Source organism: Streptomyces sp. NPDC031497, from assembly GCF_055580905.1.
This window is the reverse complement of sequence record NZ_JBVIKO010000020.1, coordinates 117,719-134,299: the sequence shown is the minus strand read 5'-3', so window position 1 is coordinate 134,299 and position 16,581 is coordinate 117,719. Positions and strand designations below refer to the sequence as shown.

Annotated in this window: 11 protein-coding genes; 3 read left to right on the top strand and 8 right to left on the bottom strand. The window is 70.0% G+C overall.

Going from position 1 to position 16,581, the window contains the following annotated elements:
• Window positions 1-41 precede the first annotated feature (41 nt).
• On the bottom strand, window positions 42-1,055 hold the full coding sequence (locus tag ACZ5K7_RS34100; RefSeq protein ID WP_468919522.1) for a LacI family DNA-binding transcriptional regulator: 1,014 nt from the start codon (window positions 1,053-1,055) through the stop codon (window positions 42-44).
• 157 nt (window positions 1,056-1,212) lie between these two features.
• Here ACZ5K7_RS34100 and ACZ5K7_RS34095 point away from each other — a divergent pair, with 157 nt between their 5' ends.
• Complete coding sequence (locus ACZ5K7_RS34095) at window positions 1,213-3,816, top strand: PA14 domain-containing protein (RefSeq protein ID WP_468919519.1); 2,604 nt, start codon at window positions 1,213-1,215, stop codon at window positions 3,814-3,816.
• Between the two features lie 164 nt (window positions 3,817-3,980).
• Here the strand turns inward: ACZ5K7_RS34095 and ACZ5K7_RS34090 are convergent, their stop codons facing one another.
• The 4 genes from ACZ5K7_RS34090 to ACZ5K7_RS34075 all read right to left on the bottom strand — a co-directional run bounded on the left by ACZ5K7_RS34090 (window position 3,981) and on the right by ACZ5K7_RS34075 (window position 6,809).
• Complete coding sequence (locus ACZ5K7_RS34090) at window positions 3,981-4,601, bottom strand: TetR/AcrR family transcriptional regulator (RefSeq protein ID WP_351710896.1); 621 nt, start codon at window positions 4,599-4,601, stop codon at window positions 3,981-3,983.
• 100 nt (window positions 4,602-4,701) lie between these two features.
• Window positions 4,702-5,034: a nuclear transport factor 2 family protein gene (locus ACZ5K7_RS34085; protein ID WP_351710894.1), complete on the bottom strand. Its 333-nt coding sequence runs from the start codon at window positions 5,032-5,034 to the stop codon at window positions 4,702-4,704.
• A 75-nt stretch (window positions 5,035-5,109) separates the two neighbouring features.
• Window positions 5,110-6,009, bottom strand: a complete 900-nt coding sequence (locus ACZ5K7_RS34080; RefSeq protein WP_468919514.1) for an SDR family oxidoreductase — start codon at window positions 6,007-6,009, stop codon at window positions 5,110-5,112.
• Between the two features lie 59 nt (window positions 6,010-6,068).
• Window positions 6,069-6,809: an SDR family oxidoreductase gene (locus ACZ5K7_RS34075; protein ID WP_468919511.1), complete on the bottom strand. Its 741-nt coding sequence runs from the start codon at window positions 6,807-6,809 to the stop codon at window positions 6,069-6,071.
• Between the two features lie 333 nt (window positions 6,810-7,142).
• Between ACZ5K7_RS34075 and ACZ5K7_RS34070 the strand changes: the two genes are divergently transcribed.
• Entirely contained in the window at window positions 7,143-8,774 is a 1,632-nt protein-coding gene (locus ACZ5K7_RS34070) for a phosphodiester glycosidase family protein (RefSeq protein WP_468919508.1), read from the top strand.
• Between the two features lie 281 nt (window positions 8,775-9,055).
• Here ACZ5K7_RS34070 and ACZ5K7_RS34065 read toward each other — a convergent pair whose 3' ends face one another.
• Window positions 9,056-11,107: a glycosyl hydrolase family 28-related protein gene (locus ACZ5K7_RS34065; RefSeq protein ID WP_351710886.1), complete on the bottom strand. Its 2,052-nt coding sequence runs from the start codon at window positions 11,105-11,107 to the stop codon at window positions 9,056-9,058.
• Between the two features lie 652 nt (window positions 11,108-11,759).
• Between ACZ5K7_RS34065 and ACZ5K7_RS34060 the strand changes: the two genes are divergently transcribed.
• A complete protein-coding gene (locus tag ACZ5K7_RS34060; protein ID WP_468919505.1) occupies window positions 11,760-13,466 on the top strand; it encodes an MFS transporter in 1,707 nt (568 codons plus the stop codon).
• A gap of 793 nt (window positions 13,467-14,259) precedes the next feature.
• Here ACZ5K7_RS34060 and ACZ5K7_RS34055 read toward each other — a convergent pair.
• Window positions 14,260-14,931, bottom strand: coding sequence for a hypothetical protein (locus tag ACZ5K7_RS34055; protein ID WP_351710882.1), 672 nt, complete (start codon window positions 14,929-14,931; stop codon window positions 14,260-14,262).
• Window positions 14,928-15,503, bottom strand: a complete 576-nt coding sequence (locus ACZ5K7_RS34050; RefSeq protein WP_351710880.1) for an RNA polymerase sigma factor — start codon at window positions 15,501-15,503, stop codon at window positions 14,928-14,930. The genes ACZ5K7_RS34055 and ACZ5K7_RS34050 overlap by 4 nt, the downstream gene beginning before the upstream one ends.
• Window positions 15,504-16,581 lie beyond the last annotated feature (1,078 nt).

Below are 16,581 nucleotides of genomic sequence, written 5' to 3'. Positions count from 1 at the left end.
TCGTTGGAAGAGGCGTGTAAAGCCTTCCGTCCGAAATCTCGTCACCGTCGGCCCAAGGTGCTCTCCCGCTCCACCAGCTCGAACTTCGCGGTCAGTTCGCGCCCGCCGGGCTCCTCGCGGCCCGACAGGCTGCGCAGCAGCGAGGCCACGGCCATCCTCGCGATGGCCTGCTTGTCCGGCGACACCGTCGTCAGGGTGACAGCACCGAAACGACCCTCCGCGATGTCGTCGAAACCCACCACCGCCACGTCCCAGGGCACCCGCAGACCCCGCTCGTGCAGCACCCGCATCGCCCCGATCGCGATCAGGTCGTTGAAGGCGAAGACGGCGTCCGGACGCACGCCGGAGTCCAGCAACTCGGCCATCGCACGCGCCCCGTCGTCCCGGTCCCAGCCGCCGACCGGCACCACCAGGCTGTCCGGCGCGGGCACCCCGGCCGCCGCCAACTCCGCGCGCCAGCCGTCCAGTCGCAGGTGGGCGGGCTGGTTCACGGAGTCGGTGCGCACGCCGAGGTAGGCGATCCGGGTCCGGCCGCGGCCCAGCAGATGACGCACCGCGCACCGGGCCGCCGCCACGTTGTCGATCGCGATGTGGTCGAAGGGCAGGCCGTACTCGCGCTCGCCGAGCAGCACCAGCGGTACGTCTGCGGACCGGCCCCGCAGATCCTCGGCCTCCAGGGTCAGTGGGCTGAGGATGAGCCCGTCGATCACACCGCCCCGGAAGCCTCGGCTCACCAGGATCTCCTGTTCGCGCTCGCCCCGCGTGTGGTCGAGCAGGACGGTGAACTCGTGCTCCGCGGCCGCGTCGATCACGGCGCCGGCCAGCTCCGCGAAGTACGGGTTGCCGAGCTCGGGAACGGCGAGCGCGATGATCCCCGTCCGGCCCTTGCGCAGATGTCGCGCGGTCAGATTGGGCCGGTAGCCCAGCTCGTCGATCGCCGCCTGCACCCTGGTACGCATGGCCGGGGTGACGTGCGGATAGTTGTTCACAACGTTGGACACGGTCTTGATCGAAACGCCCGCGCGTTCCGCCACGTCCCTCAGGCTGACCCGCAAGGGATCTCCTCAGCGTCGATACGTGCCCCGTATCCCGGGGACTGTCATGCCCCTGGACAGAGGCCGAGAGCCGTGCTCTCATGCCAACTGCCGTTCCTTCCAACGTTGTACAGACTGAAGCAACGAGCCGCCACCCTTCCTCACCCAAGGAGGATTCGTGCGCATCAGACCTCTAGGACAACGCCTCGCCCTGCTGCTCGCCGCTGCACTGGGCCTTGCCTGCCTCACCGCGGCACCCGCTGCCACCGCGGCCGACGATCCCGTCGAAGTCCACGGCCTCAAGGGCGAGTACTACACGCAGTCCGCCCCCGGCGCCTTCGACTTCCACGAGCTCAAAGCCACCGGGTTCGACCCGAACCTCGACTTCGACACCCTGGAGCCGCGTCTGGACTTCGCCACCGGCCAGTCGGACGACGTCAGCGTCCGCTGGACCGGCAAGATCGTCCCGGAGAAGACCGGCCCCACCACCTTCTCGATCATCGGCGACAACGGCTTCCGGCTGTGGGTCGACGGGCAACTGGTCATCGACCACTGGGTCGACGACTGGGACCGCGAACAGACGGGCCAGCCGGTCGAGTTGACGGCGGGCAAGGCCTACGACATCAAGGTCGAGTACTTCGAGCACTACGGCGGCTCCAACCTCCACCTGCGCTGGACCCCGCCCGGCGGCACCAAGACCGCCGTACCGCAGTCCGCGTTCCGCCTGCCCGACGGCTACGACTACGACGGAGCCGTCTCCACCGCCGTCCTGGCGAGCGGCCGTACCCTCGCCCTCGAGTTCGCACAGCCGCTCAGCGCACCGCCGGCCGGTCTCGGCGAGCACCTCGACGCCGTGATCGGGGGCGCCGCCTGGCCCCTGGGCGATGCCCGGCTGGACTCCGCCGACCCCCGGAAGCTGCTGATCACGCTGAAGGAGCCCGTCGTCGGCAACAAGACCGGCACCGCGTCGGGTCTCGCCGACGTGCGCTACGACGGTCAAGGCGGCCTGACCGGCACGGATGGCAACGTTGTCAGCTCTTTCTGGAGCAGCGGTGCCAACGGGTCGACGTACGAGTTGCGCACCAAGTGGGCCGACAAGGTCGGGCCGGGCAACGCCCATCCGGAGTACCCGAGGCCGCAACTCACGCGCAAGGCCTGGCAGAACCTCAACGGCACCTGGCAGTTCGCGGCGGCCACGGCGGGAGAACAGCCGCCGGTGGGCAAGCGGCTCGGCGAGAAGATCCTCGTCCCGTACCCCGTCGAGTCGCAGCTGTCCGGGCTGGAACGGCACGAGGACCGCATGTGGTACCGGCGTACCTTCACCGTCCCGGCCGGCTGGAAGATCGGCTCCGGCAAGAGGCTGCAGCTGAACTTCGGCGCGGTCGACTGGCGGGCGGAAGTGTATGTCAACGGCACCAAGGTCGCCGAACACCAGGGCGGATACGACAAGTTCAGCGCCGACGTCACCGACGCGCTGAAGCCCGGCCGCACCCAGGAGCTGATCGTCGGCGTCTACGACCCCACCGACGCGGCCGACGGTGAGAACCCGCCGGTCGGCAAGCAGCGCCTGGACCCGAGCGGCATCTGGTACACGCCGACCTCCGGTATCTGGCAGACGGTGTGGATGGAACCGGTGGCCGCCGACCACGTCGACCAGCTCAAGCTCACCCCGGACGTCGACGCCGGCACACTCACCGTCGAGCCGCAGGGCGTCCGCGACGGCCTGCCGGTCACGGCAACCGCCTACCAGGGCAAGCGCAAGGTGGGCACCGTCTCCGGACGCAGCGGCACACCTCTGACCCTGCGCATCCGGAACCCGCGTCTGTGGTCGCCCGACGACCCGTTCCTCTACGACCTGAAGGTGAGCGTCGGAGCCGATCGTGTCGGCAGCTACTTCGGGATGCGGTCGGTCAAGGTCGAGAAGGTCAACGGTGTCCCGCGCACCCTCCTCAACGGCAAGCCGGTCTTCATGATGGCGACCCTCGACCAGGGCTTCTGGCCGGACGGCCTGTACACCGCCCCGACGGACGAGGCGCTCGCCTACGACCTGAAGATGCACAAGAGCATGGGCTTCAACGCGGTGCGCAAGCACATCAAGGTCGAGCCCGACCGCTGGTTCTACTGGGCCGACCGGCTCGGCCTGATGGTGTGGCAGGACATGCCCGCGATGACGGCCGGGGTGAACCCGTCCGCGCAGGCGCGCGCCGAGTACGAGCGCGAGATGAAGCAGATGATCGACGAGCACTACAGCAGCCCGTCGGTCGTCATGTGGGTCACCTTCAACGAGGGCTGGGGACAGTACGACATGGCCCGCATCGCCGACCAGGCCAAGTCCTGGGACCCGACCCGGCTGGTCAACTCCATGTCCGGGCTCAACCTCGGTGAGGACGGCGGCACCGGCGACATCATGGACGAGCACGGCTATCCCAGTCCGGCCCTGCCGCCCCATCCCGACGGCCGACGTGCCCTGGTCAGCGGCGAGTACGGCGGACTCGGCCTGGCCGTACCGGGACACGCCTGGTCCGTGCAGCAGTCGTACGTCGACGTCGACCCGGCGGCCTACACCGATGACTACCTGGCCAAGCTCGCCGAGGTCCACGCGCTGGCCTGCAAGGGGGGCAACGGCGCGGTGTACACCCAGATCTCGGACGTCGAGGGTGAGCTCAACGGCCTGCTGACGTATGACCGCAGGGTCGTCAAGCCCGACGTCCAGCGGCTCAGGACGGCCCAACAGGCGCTGATCTCCGACGCCTCGCGGGCCACCCCGGCCGGGTGCGCCTGACACCCGCCCGGAACCGGCGAACGCCTCCCCGCGCCGCGCCGGGTGTCCTGCGCCGGCCGTGAAAAGGGTGCGGTCCCCCGCCATCCATGAAAGGGGTGCGGTCCGCCGCCGTACGAACGACGGCGGACCGCATTCCCGCTGCTGTCACCGGGTTCATCACCGGACTACTTCGGGCGGACTCCGTCCAGCAGGTTGTTCACGAGCCCGGTGACGAAGTCGTCGGTGACGGGTTCGTCGGGGATGAGCAGCCGGTGGTAGACGGCGCCCCAGAGCTGGTCGACGAGGATCTGCACGTCGACGTCGGTGCGGATCTGGCCGAGTTCCTGGGCTCGGTGGAGGCGTTCTCCCGCCAGCCGGCGCCGCTGCGACGAGTACAGCTTCCGGTACGCGGTGGCCAGGTCCTGGTCCGTCTGTGACTCGCCGATGAGCTCGGCCAGTATGCGACCGCCCGGCGTCTTGGTCATGACCTGGGCGAAGGCGCGGAGCTGGGCGAGCAGGTCGGCGCGGATGTCCCCGGTGTCGGGAAAGGCGAGCGTGTCCTCGACGGCGTGGAAGTAGCCGTCCAGGGACAGGGCGCCTCTGGAGGGCCACCATTTGTAGAGGGTGGTCTTGCTGACGCCCGATGCCCGGGCGACACGTTCGAAGGTGAGGTCGCCGACGCCTTCGCTGAGCAGCAGGTCCCCGACGGTGCGCAGCACGTCTGCCCGGACCTCGTCCGCGGGCCGGCGCCCCCGTCCACGAGCGTTGCCCTCCCCGGCAGCGGGTCGGTTCGCGTCGTTCGCCATGTGTGCTCCTGCTCGGTTGCCGGGGGTCGTGTCGTGTGGGTTTCCAGGTGGGATGGGCGCTGCCCGCGTCGAGTCCGCGTGTGTCATGTCGCGCGCGGTGTCACGGAGCGATCCGCAGGCTCGCGATCAGCCCGTCGCGCAGGCGGAAGGTCATGGGGCCGGTGCCGTTGTAGCCGTTGCCGGTCACGGTCAGGGTGGCGACATAGGTGTCGGATGACGTGCCGGGCTCGATCGCGTCCAGCGCGAAGTGTGCCTGTACGCCGATGTTGTCAGTCCGGTCCCAGGCGCGCACGCCGTCGCGGCCGTGGTACTCGCGACCCCAGTCGTTGAGCTCGGCGTCGTGGGTGAAGGCGGCGGCGAACGCCTCGGCGTCGCCTTGGTCGGTCGCCTCGACGAAGGTCTGGATGGCGGCGGGGATCTCGATGGTGCTCATGGTAGGTGCCTCCTCCGTGAGTGGGTCGGGGACGCTGGGCCTGACGTCCCTCCCGCCGTCCCGGGCCAGGGGTTTTCAGCTCTGAACGGTGAGCAGGTCGGCAAGGCCGATGCGGGTGAGGAAGTCGCGGCGGATACGGTCGGCGGTCTCGGAGACCTCCTCGGATCCGTCGTCGGCGGGGTCGATGTGCACCCGGTAGGGGCGCCGTCCGGCGGGCAGGGCGACGATGCGGACGATCTCGTCGGAGACGAGCGACGCGGGCGCGTCCTCGGGGGCGAGGGCGGCGAGCCTTTTCGCCACCTGGTCCATCAGGCCGGGGTAGCGGCTCTCGTACTCGGCCTCGACGGTGGTGTCGTCGGGGTGGCCGGAGTGAGCGAAGTGGTTGGTGCCGCTGGTGAACGAGCCGGGGACGACGATCGAGGTCTCCACGCCCCAGCGGGCGAGTTCACCGGCGTAGGACACCGCGAGGGAATCCATGGCGGCCTTGGCCGCGAAGTAGGGGGCGAGGTAGGGCGGGGTGCCGCCCTTGACGCTGGTGCTGGACACCCAGAGCACCAGCCCTTGCCGGCGTCGGCGCATGCCTGGCAGCACGGCGCGGTTGACGCGCTGGGTGGACAGGACGTTCACGTCGTAGAGCTCGGCGAGCTGGTCGGGGGTGAAAGCCTCGGCCGGCCCGGTGACCATGTGGCCGGCGTTGTGGATCAGCACGTCGATGTGGCCGTGCTCGGCTTCGATCCGTGCGACGGCGGTGTCGACCGAGAGCTGGGAATTCACGTCGAGCTCGATGGACCGCAGGTCGACGTGGTGCTCGTCGGCGTAGAGGGCGGCGGCCTGGACCTGGGGCGCGTTGCGGCCGGTGGTCTGGCGCATGCCGGCGTAGACGGTGTGGCCGGCGTCCGCCAGCGCACGGGCGGTGAGTGCTCCGAAACCGCTGGAGGCGCCGGTGATGACGACGACGTTGCCGGTGGTGGACATGGACGTAGTTCCTTTCCGCGGTGACGGTGGAGGGGCGGGTGGTGCGGGTGCGGCAGGGGTCAGGCGAGTCCGCCGTTGGCGTAGAGGACCTGTCCGTTGACCCAGCGCGCGGGGCCGGCGAGGAACGAGACGACGTCGGCGATGTCCTCGGGCCGGCCCAGCCGTTCGAGCGGGGTCGCCTTGGCGAAGTTCGCGATGGTGGCGTCGTCCTTGCCGTCCAGGAACAGCGGTGTGGCGGTGGGGCCGGGCGCGACGGCGTTGACGGTGATGTCCCGGCCGCGCAGCTCACGGGCCAGGATGAGGGTCAGGCCCTCGACCGCTGCCTTGCTGGCGACGTAGGCGCCGTAGCCCGGTAGCTGGGTGCGGACCACCGAGGTCGAGATGTTGACGATCGCGCCACCCGGACGGACCCTGCGTGCCGCCTGCTGGGAGACGACGAAGGTGCCGCGGATGTTCGTGCGGTGCATCCGGTCCAGGTCGGCGAGGTCGAACGTCGCGATCGGTGCCAGGATCATGATGCCGGCGGTGTTCACGACCACGTCGATGCCGCCGAATGCCGACTCGGCCGCGCCGAAGGCCGCGCTCATCGCACTCTCGTCGGCGACATCGCCTCCCACTGCCAGGGCCCTGCCGCCGGCGGCGGTGATCGCGGCCACGGTGTCCTCGGCCCTGGCCCTGTTTCCCGCGTACTGCACGGCGACCGCGAAACCGTCCTCGGCGAGCCGCTCGGCCACGATGCGGCCGATGCCGCCCGAGCCTCCGGTGACCAGTGCGACACGGTCGGTGGTGGGGGTGGTCATGAGGGTCTCCCTTTCAGGTGCTTCTAAATGAACGACTCGTTCATATAACCACGAAATGAACGCGCCGTCCATATCTGGGGGCAGGGTCTTCCCGGGCACCACGTACGCACGGCGAGCGGCGCCACTTCGAGTCAGCCGTGCACGGTACGGGGAGGCCGCGGGGGCGGATGCGCGCTCACAGGGCGGGACATGAGGGTGTGTCGGATGTCAGACAGGCTTTTCCACCAGGTGTCCCCCGCTTCACGCAGGGGTCTTCGCGTCGGTCTGGGATGGCGGGGCGGGCCGGGTATGACCGGTGGCGCCGCACCAGTCGAGTCGTACGTCAGGAGAGGCATGTCTGTCAGAGCCGGGACGTTCGAGTGTGTGGTACGGGGTGTGCGCCGGAAGGCGGGACGGGGTTTCGTGCTGGGGACCGTGCTGGCCCTGGTCGCGTTCGTTCCCTCGGCCGGCGCGAGCACGCGGGCCGGGGGCCCCGCCGCGGATGCCGTCGCGTGGACCACTCGGTACGTGGCGCCCGGGGTCGAGGTCCGTACCGGGGTGCTCAGTGACCCACGGGCCACCGGCGAGTGGACGGTCACCGTCCAGGCTCCAGCCGTCAACCGCCTCACGGGCGCCGCCACCTGGGCCCCGCTGGGTGACCGCGGTTGGGCCGACACCACCGCCGAGCGGTTGCGGGCCGCCGGGCTCGCGCCGCGCGTCGAGCGGGTGACGTGGGACCAGTACACAGACACGCCGCACGGCACGATGGGGTGGCAGGTCAGGGTCGGCCGGTACGCCACGCAGGCCGAGGCGGGGACCCAGGCCTCGGCGGTTTCGGCAGCCGGTTTCCGTACCTCCGTCGAGTGGACGGGCTACGACGGACGCAGGCGCGCCGACGCGGAACGCATCCACGTCGCCGTCGTCGACCCGGCCCGGCTGCACGGCACGATCGAGGTGAGCGACGGCGGCGACGCCGCCGACCGCGAGAAGACCTCCACGGTGGCCGCCCGTCTGGGCTCCCTGGTCGGCGTCAACGGCGGATTCTTCGTCACCTCCGACGCGGACGGCGTCCAGGGCACCTCGGCCGGGCTGTCCGCGGTGCGCGGCGAGTTGCAGTCCATGGCGGCCGGTTCCCGTGCCGCGCTGATCCTCGCCGACGGTGGACGGCATGTCCGGGTCGCGGACCTGTCCACCACCGTGACCGTCCGTTCCGGCTCCGCCGTCCACGCGCTGGAGGGCATCAACCGGGTCCCGGGCAAGGTGCGCAACTGCGGCCGCCCCAGCGCCGTGCCCACCGCACTCCCCCGCCAGGACCTCACCTGCTCGCTCGCGGACGACCTGGTGAAGTTCACCCCCGAGTTCGGGGCACCACTGCCGACCGGCGCCGGCGTCCAGGTGGTCCTCGACCGGCATGGTGTCGTCGTCTCCCGTGGTGACCGGGGCGGCTCCGTGCCCGCGGGCGGCTCGGTCCTCCAGGGCACCGGGGCCACGGCCGCCTGGCTCGCCGAGCACGCCGGAACGGGCAGCCGGCTGGAGCTGCGGGAGACGGTCCGGGACGCCTCGGGCAGGCAGGTTCGGCTCGGTCCCGACGGCAGCGTCGTCAGCGCGGCCCCGACACTCGTCGAGGACGGCCGGATCCACATCGACGCGGCCACCGAGGGCACACTCGACCCGCTCGACCTCTCCTTCGGGTTCGCCTGGTCCAACGTGCGCCAGCCGCGCACCCTGGCCGGCATCGACGGCCGCGGGCGGCTGCTCCTCGTGACCGTCGACGGCCGGCAGCCCGGTGTCAGCGAGGGCTTCACGCTCGCCGAGGCCGCCCGGTTCATGCGCTCACTCGGCGCGGTACAGGCACTCAACCTGGACGGCGGCGGCTCCACCGCCATGGCCGTCGACGGCAGCCTCGTCAACGTCACGTCCGACGCCACCGGCGAGCGTGCCGTCGGCGACACGGTCCAGGTCCTGCCACGCGCCGGACGGAACTGACCGCCCTCGCACGGCAGCGTCGAGGGGGAGAGTGCGCTCCTCGGCCCAACCGTACGCGGCGGCGTGATCCTCGGGGCCGGTACCGGCCCCGAGGGTTTCGCGCGTCTTGTCCGCCCGGAGCTACCGCGTACTTCCACTCACCGCGCGTCGGCAGCGGGCCCGGCTACGGGCTTCCACAGCGGCCTGCTCCGGGTCGTCTCCCAGGACCCCCGGCGCCGCCGTCGGCCTCCCGCCAGTTCGTCTCCCTGCGGTGGCGTGACCACCACTTCGCCCGGCGTGCCTCACCAAGGTGCCGGGGCCGGTGGCGGGGTCACCGGGGGTCGGTCGTCGCAGGTGATGGTGTTCGGCAGTTCCCAGGACGCCAGCCAGGGTCCGGTCGTGCCGCCTCCGTCGTTGCCGCCGAGGTCGTTCACCGTGAACTCGGAGCCGGAGGGAGGAAAGTTGAAGGATCCGCAGTTGTTGATGCCGACCGCGCCGACGTTACGGGCGTCCACGTTCTCGAAGGACGCAGATCCGGCGGAGCGGGCGCTGAGTACGGAGGTACCGGTGCCGTCCACGCGGATGTCCTGGAAACGGACGCCTCGGATCGCGTACTTGTCCTTCACCGGGAAGTCGGAGACCAGCATGATCGCGTTGTAGGTGTTGTCGAGGAAATGGTCACCGGTGACCTGGATGTCGGCGTCGATGTCCCGCTCCAGGGCGTAGAACCAGATGGCTCCCAGGCCGATCTTCCAGTTGAGCTCGAACGGCCCTGAACGGACCGTGGTGTTGTCCGTGATCTTCAGTTGTCCGGTGAACGGCTGCGCGCCGAACCGGGAGCCGACCTGGATGGCGCTGCCCTCTCTGATGGGGTCGGCTATGAGGTTGCCGGTGACCGTGTTGTCGGTGCCGCCGTACAGGGCGATGCCGTTGGCGAGGACCGGGGTCTGCACGGTGTTGTGGGCGAAGACGTTGCGCGCGTCGCCCGTCTTCTCCGACCACATGGCCAGACCGTCGTCGCCGGTGTTGCGGACGAAGGTGTCGGAGACACTCGAATCGGTGACGCCGGTATGGAAGTTGAGGCCGTCGGCGATCTGGTCGGCGATCACGGTGCGGGTGACACGCAGACGGGTCATCGGGCCGTCGAACCACATGCCGACCTTGGTGTGGTGGAGGTAGAGGCCGTCGATCGTCGAATCGCTGAGCGCCCCGCCAAGGGCGTTGACCTGGTCGGTGTCGATGCGTTCGCGTACGTCACCCTCGACGGCGAAGCCTGACAGGTGGACGTCGTGGCTGCCGCCGTCCGCGGCGTCCTTGCCGTAGAAGCCCACACCGGTGTGCACCGAGCCGTCGGGGGCGGGAGTGTCGAGGGTGACCTGATGCCCCTTGACGATCGTGTACCAGCTGCCCGCCCCGACGATCGTCACGTCGTCCACGGTGATGTGACGGTTCACCTGGTACGTACCCGGCGGCACGTACACCTTGAGGTGGTGTTTCCTGGCGGAGGCGATGGCCCGGTCGAAGGCGTCGCCCGCGTCACGCCGGCCGGTGGGGTCGGCCCCGAACGCGATGACGTTCGCGGCGTGCTTCTCGACATGCGGCGCGCCCACGAGTTGCGTGTCGAGCAGGTCGATCACGGTCCAGGCCGCGGTGCTGTTCTTGGGTGCGGTGAGGCGGACGGTGTCGCCGGCCGCGTACCGCTTGCCGAGCAGCAGTCTCTGTTCGTCGTAGAAGTGGCTTGGCCTGAACGGCTTGTCGATGGTGGGCGTCGGGCTGGTGGCGGCGGGAACGCAACCGCATTCGGTGATCCACCAGTCGGGGTGCAGCAGGTCGCCTTGGGGGTCGTTGCTGAACGGGTACTGGTTGTAGAGCCAGGAGTACTGCGAGGTGAGGGTCATCGTGGTGTGGCGGCCGCCGCCCACGGAGACATCGAGGGGCGCGGTGATGCCGCCGCCTTCCGGCGCGTCGGGGATGCTGTACCGCACGGTGAGCGCGTTGGCCGCGCTCGGCAGGGTGAACTCGACGTACTGGCCCGGCTTCAGGCGCACCGCCGTGCGGCCGGATGCCTCCGAGGGCAGCGTGTAGGCGGTGCGGTCGGGGCCGATGACGGTGCCGTTCGTCGCGGCGTTCTCCGCCTCCTGTTCGACGAAGTCCACCGTGGCGCCCCGCCCCGCGACGAGGGCCGGATCGAGCCCGGCCCGGGTCACCACCGGGGTGCCCTCACGGCCGCCGTGCCCCGACGCCGCCGGGGCCGGAGCGCCCAGCCCGAGCACGAGTCCGGCGGCGGCCGCGGTCAGGGCCACGAGGGTCCGAGCCGGTCTTCGCGCACGGTCCCTCAGCCGCTCCGCAGCCATGCGATTGGTGTACCGCGCCATCGGATTCTCGTTTCTCTGGGAGCGGAGGTCACCGAGGGCAGCTCGGCGCACGGCAGCACGGCGGGAACGGGCCGTGCCGCTGCGTACCGGGACATTAGGGGGCGGCAGGACGGCCGGACAAGACGTCGGACACTTCTTTCCATCCATCAGTTCAGATCCTGCAAGTGATTGTCGATTACTTGCATACGATCTCGTTCCGTGGAGTGCACCGCACTCACCGCCGCACAGAGCACTCCAGAATGCGGCCCTCGACTGTCCCGACAGGGCCGCGGTCGGCGTCCCATGCGCTCAAGGCACCGGAGTTGCACGCGGCACAGACCGCGCATTCGTCGAAGTCGAGCACCGAGCAGCGGCAACGGCACCTCGCGGGGCCGACCGTGGTCGCCACCGCCGGCCGAGCGGGCGGGCACTGAAGGCCGCGGCGCACGACCGCACCACACTCACGAGGCGGCGGCTCAGCACTCGCACCGTCGGCGGTCCGGGATGAACCCGGTGCATGACCTTGTGCAGACCCCTAGGCGTACCGACTAGTCGGTACTAGCCTCTGGCCACGCTCTCGGAGCCGGGCCGCCGCTCACCCTCGTCGCACCGACGCGGGCACCTGGTTCCGGGTATCCCTGGGAGGAGCCGTATGTCCGCCGCTACGACACCGTCCGACGCCGACAGACCCGCGCCCGATGTACCCTCCGCGGACGACCGCGGCCCACTGGCCTCGCTGTACCGCCGCGAACTGACGGACTACCCGCCCACCGGCCGCCGTATGGCCTACCTCGCGATCGTGGTCGTCACCACTGTCGTCCTGTACTACATGCTGTACATCCAGTACGCGGTAGCGACGTCGATCATCACGCACTTCGGTATGACGTACCGCTACTTCATCTGGGTCTCGGTGATCGGCAACGCGATCGGGGCCTTCGCCTCGCTCGTGGCCGGTCTGGCGGACCGCTGGGGCCGGGCGAATCTGGTGGTCTACGGGCTGCTGATCGCCGCGCTGCTGGTCTTCTTCGGGTTGCCGAACGCGGCGAACAAGTCCACCTATCTGGTGCTCTTCGCGCTCGTCAGCTTCATCGAGGGCATCGTGCTGGTCGCCACCCCCGCGCTGATCAGGGACTTCTCCCCGCAGCTCGGCCGGGCCACCGCGATGGGGTACTGGACGATGGGCCCGGTCATCGGCTCCCTGGTCGTCACCACCGTCACCAGCAACACCCTCGACAGCGCCACCTGGCAGGACGAACTTCGCTATTCGGCGATCGCCGGGTTCGTCGTCTTCGTCGTCGCGGTCTTCGCGCTGCGCGAGCTGTCACCGGCGCTGCGCGACCAGATCATGGTGACACTGCGGGACCGGGCACTGGTCGAGGCGCGCGCCAAGGGACTGGACACCGAGGCGCTACGGCGCGGCGAGTGGCGGCAGATGATGCGCCTGGACGTGCTGGGCTCGGCCTTCGCCATCGCCGTGTTCCTGCTGCTGTACTACGCGGCGGTCGGCAACTTCGTCGTCTACTTCTCGACCGTCTTCGGCTACAGCGAGCAGCGCACCAACGCGCTGGCCAACTGGTACTGGGGGGCGAACGCCATCGCCCTGGTCCTGGTCGGCCTGCTCTCGGACCGGCTGAAGGTGCGCAAGCCCTTCATGATCGTCGGCGCGGTCGGCTCCGTCGTGGTGACCGCGATCTTCGCCACCCGCGCCACCCACCTGACGACCGACTACTACACCTTCGCCTGGCTGTTCGTCGGCATCGGCGTCTTCAGCGGCATCGCCTACGCGCCCTGGATGGCGAGCTTCACCGAGACGGTGGAGAAGCACAACCCGGCGGCGACCGCGGCGGGCCTGGCGGTGTGGGGCTGGACGGTGCGCATCGTGGTCGCCGTGTCCGCGGCCTTCATCCCGGTACTGGTCACCTCCGTGACCCCGCTCGTGGAGCACGGTGCCGAGGTCAAGGTCGCCTCGGCGCAGGCGGCGCCCGCGCTGGCCATCGTCAACGCGCACCCGGAACTCTTCGCCGAGTTGAACAAGTACACCCCGGCCACCGTGCCGCCCGCGTTGGGCGCCCGCGCCGCCAAGGAGGTCGGTGCGGAGAACCTCGCCGTCGTCCAGAAGGCGGCGCCGCAGCTGAAGCTGCTGCAGGAGTACGGCGCCACGGTCCAGAAGGCGTCGAAGGACGGACCCGGCGAATGGCGCACCTGGTGGTGGATCTGCGTCGGCGGCCAGGTGCTCTTCCTGCCCTTCGTCTTCGTGATGGCAGGTCGTTGGAGCCCGAAGAAGGCGCGTATGGACGCTGAGGCACACCAAGTCGCCGTCAACCGCGAGCTGGCCGCCCTCGCCGCCGCCAAGGGGTGATCAGAGGCGGAGCCGGCCGTCCAAGGACGGGGCGGCCGGCAGCGGGGTGGGGTGTCGGACATGCGGCACGGTGCGATACGCCGGATGCCGGGCACAGGCGCCACTTCGGTCCGTGATCACGAGCGAACGCCGGTGCGAGGCCCTGGGGTTGGGTGTGGACGCGGACCGGGCCCATCCGTTGTTCGAGGCCACGTGGGGGTGACCGCTGGTGAACCGGCCCGGCAACCGGACAGGCCGGCGCCTGCCAGGCGGGCGGAAGTGGAATGCGCGGAACCAGGCGCTCCCGGCCTGGCGCGGCTCGGCGGCAACGGGCTCCGGTACCCGGTGCTTGCCGCAGCCTGGGCCTGCCCGTGGACGTGACCGCCGGAAGGTTCCCGCGGCCACGTCCACGAGTCACGGTCGAGGAAGCCGCATCGCCTTGACGCTGCTCGGCCGGGCGGCCTGTCGGAGCGCGTCCGCATCGCTCGCCCCTCGAACAGAGAGCGCAGACACATGCGTCGGCGTGATCTCCCGGCGCGGATCGCAGCAGGGGTTGGGGCAGGGCAGGAAGACCACCAGCCCGACGATGTCGGATTCGGTGCGGCGGGTGCCGCGCAGGATGCGAGCCGGGGCGACCCGCTGGTTCTTGCCCGGCAGGGGTGGTCGAGGGCTAGGGTGCATGGAAGGCGTCCCTTTCGTATGGCGTCGTGGTGGGGAGTCCGCCCGGCCGGTGGCGTCGGAACCGGTGGCCGGAACGGGACTCCCCTCCTTCTTTCCTCTTCCTTCTTTTCTCTTCCTGGTGCTCGGGGCCGGGTCAGCGGCCGGCGGCGAACTGCTGCAGCTGGTCGACCAGTTGCCGGTCGGGCCGGGCGACGATGACGGAGCGGCCGGGTGCGCGGGCGGCGAGCCGGTCGATCTCGTGCTCCAGGCGGCCGGTGGGGGCCAGGGCGGTGGAACCGTTGGTGCGGACGTAGCGGGCGAAGAGTTCGAGGCCTTCGAGGAATGCGGCGTCGGGTGGTGCGGTGTCGGCCATGGAGTGGGTGAGCTGGTGGAACCAGTGCCGGGCCCGCTTGGATTCGCCGAGGGCCAGGTGGTGCAGGTGCAGGCAGTAGGCGGCTGCGCGGCTGCCGGCGCCCGCGGCGAGCTGCCACCAGAACTGGGCGGACTCGGGGTGGCGGGTGAGGTAGAGCAGGCAGGCGAAGGCGAGGGCGCCGTCGACGTCCAGTTGTTCCTCCGTCAGCGGTCCGCGGGCGGGGCCTTCGGCGATTTTGGCGACGTGGTCGGCGACGGCCGGCTCGTTGAGCACCCACCGGCACACGACCCCTAACCGCTGGCCGGCCTGTGCGGCACGGGCGATGTCCGTGGTCGGGGTGCGGCGGCGGGCGTCGGCGGCGAGCCTGCGCAGGCCTGCGGCGACGTCGAACCGGCTCGGTGTCGTGACGGGCAGCCGGACCTCGTTCAGCAGGGCGTCGAGAGTAGTGGTCACGACCGTTCCCCTTTCTGGTGGGGCTTCTTGCGTTCGTCGGGCAGGCCGAGCTTGAGGCGCAGGCGGTCCTTGCCACGGCGCAGGTGGTGGCCGACGGTGCGTTCGTCGATGCCGACGTACCAGGCGACCCTGGCGGTGGAATAGCCGAGGATGTAGCGCAGCACGATCACCTCGAACTGACGGTTGGGCAGTTCCGCGATCGCCTCGTACAGGCCGCTGGTCGACTCCATCTTGTGCAGCTTGTCCCGGGCCGTGGCGAGCGCCGGGGCCAGCGCCTGGGTGATGGGCCCGTTGATGACGAACGCGGGTGCGCGGCCTTCGCGGTCGAGGCGGTCGTGGACGGCGCGCCGCATGATCGCCCAGGCGCCCTGTTCCAGGGAGCCCGAGCTGAGCAGCTGCGTCCAGCCGGCGTGGATCTGGAGGAACACCTCGTGGATGACCTCTTCGGCCAGCTCGCGGGTCCCGAAGTGGACTTCCGCGTAGGCGTGGAACGGCTCCTGGTGTCCGAGGTAGAACGCCTCGAAGTCGATCGGCAGGTCCAGCGGCTGGTACATGTCCTGCGACAGACTCATGCCCTGGTCTGGGGCTGGGGTGTCTTCTGGGACGTCGTCATGACTCACGCGGGCCTCCCGGCGGCACGGCACATGGGCAGGCTCTCCCTCTCCATCGGGGTCGGCTGGGACCGGCGCCAACTCGTGCGCGCCGACGGCCCGTTGGGCCTGAGACCTACCTAAGTGATTCACGCGTCCGATCACTCATGCACACGCGGAAAAAATCAACGAGCGTCCCACCCCGCAGCATCCTGCAATCTTCAACAAGCACTGCTAGTCACCCTCGGTAGCCTCCTGATCAGGCCTAACTCGCACGGGGGATGCCCCGAACAGGTCTTCGCATCTCCATCGTGTTCTGCATCACACCAGGTCCACCACCCGCCACACGCCCAGCACGCACCGGCGGGCGCGCACCGCATGTGCACCCCTGAGGTTCACTAATCGTGACCATATGGCTGCCTACTGAATGCGGACGCGGGGCGGCCGGCGTGGCACGGCGAAGCAGGGTTCACGTATTGAGACCGTTGCTGGCGGGAAGGTCTGGTTCCATTTGCGGTCGTTGACCAGATCCCCGGGCCGGGCCTGCGGCGGGTCTCGCCGGCAGGGCACCGGGCACGTCGGCCTGGGACGGCGTAAGGAACAGAGGCAGAGCAACTCAGCGCAGGACTCGGACAGGGGCATGGACGGTCCTCTCGACCAGTCAGACCCGAATCGGAGCCTGAACTGCGTCACGCGCGCCATGGCAGGGTGCCGGCGGGACGTCGTACGGCGAGTTCCAGGTCCTGCACCGCACTCGGGGCATGCGACGTCCTCGACCTGCCACGTCGGTGCAGGAACAGATGACACGGAACGGGAGCGGCAGACCGTACGGCCGTTGTCGGGAACGGATTTGCCAGCGGCCGGGGGGGGCGGCGCGTCCGCACGGGCTCGCAGCGGAGCGCCCGACCACTGAGGATCAGCCGGAGTCGTTCGTCGCGGGAAAGCCGGTGCCGCACGATCATCGACGCATACGCGGTGGAGCCGGGCCTGGCCGTGGTGGAGGCCGCGGCCCCGGACGACCCGTCTCTTTCCCCGGACGCCCCGACGCCTGAGACAAATT

Bases quoted from the DNA above. Each gene is read 5' to 3' on its own strand.
- ACZ5K7_RS34090 (WP_351710896.1), bottom strand. From the start codon at position 4,601: ATGGCGAACGACGCGAACCGACCCGCTGCCGGGGAGGGCAACGCTCGT.
- ACZ5K7_RS34085 (WP_351710894.1), bottom strand. From the start codon at position 5,034: ATGAGCACCATCGAGATCCCCGCCGCCATCCAGACCTTCGTCGAGGCG.
- ACZ5K7_RS34080 (WP_468919514.1), bottom strand. From the start codon at position 6,009: ATGTCCACCACCGGCAACGTCGTCGTCATCACCGGCGCCTCCAGCGGT.
- ACZ5K7_RS34075 (WP_468919511.1), bottom strand. From the start codon at position 6,809: ATGACCACCCCCACCACCGACCGTGTCGCACTGGTCACCGGAGGCTCG.
- ACZ5K7_RS34070 (WP_468919508.1), top strand. From the start codon at position 7,143: ATGTCTGTCAGAGCCGGGACGTTCGAGTGTGTGGTACGGGGTGTGCGC.
- ACZ5K7_RS34065 (WP_351710886.1), bottom strand. From the start codon at position 11,107: ATGGCTGCGGAGCGGCTGAGGGACCGTGCGCGAAGACCGGCTCGGACC.
- ACZ5K7_RS34060 (WP_468919505.1), top strand. From the start codon at position 11,760: ATGTCCGCCGCTACGACACCGTCCGACGCCGACAGACCCGCGCCCGAT.
- ACZ5K7_RS34050 (WP_351710880.1), bottom strand. From the start codon at position 15,503: ATGAGTCTGTCGCAGGACATGTACCAGCCGCTGGACCTGCCGATCGAC.